Origin of the sequence: Vibrio sp. 10N.286.52.C3 (assembly GCF_041468865.1) — a bacterium.
GTDB lineage: Bacteria > Pseudomonadota > Gammaproteobacteria > Enterobacterales > Vibrionaceae > Vibrio > Vibrio crassostreae_C.
Map to the genome: position 1 here is coordinate 1 of NZ_JBFRJM010000115.1, position 479 is coordinate 479.

The following is a 479-nucleotide window of genomic DNA, read 5'->3' on the forward strand; positions in this document are numbered from 1 at the left end:
TTGAAGTTTTCATCTGGCGTAATCGTGAAACTGCCGTCATCGTTTTGAGTAACGGTTGCATCACCGTCGACCGTTAAGCCGCTGGCTGTTAGGTCATCGCCTTCAACATCTGATGCTTGTGATAACAGTTGCTCTTGGCTTAGACGGATAGAACCGTCTTCATCGATTGAGTACGCTAAATCGCCTGACACAGGTGCATCATCAACGGCAGTTACACTCACATCGATGTTTGCTGACACCGTATCGGTGCCGTCAGAGACATCGAAGCCGAAGTTTACGTCGCCATTGAAGTTCTCATTCGGAGCAAAGGTGTATGTGCCATTACCGTTGTCGGTAAGAATACCGTCGCCACCGTCGTAGGTCACACCTTCAACCGTTAGGTTGTCGCCTTCAATGTCAGTAGCGCCTGTTAATAGGTCTGCATCGGTGAAGATAAGCGTTCCATCTTCTTCAACGCTGAACTGTTGATCTTGAGGGAC

The 479-nt window shown here is 48.9% G+C and carries 1 protein-coding gene; it reads right to left on the bottom strand.

Annotated features, from left to right (window positions below):
- Positions 1-479, bottom strand: a 479-nt coding sequence (locus AB4138_RS23570; protein ID WP_372307931.1) for a tandem-95 repeat protein, incomplete at both ends; no start/stop codon positions are given.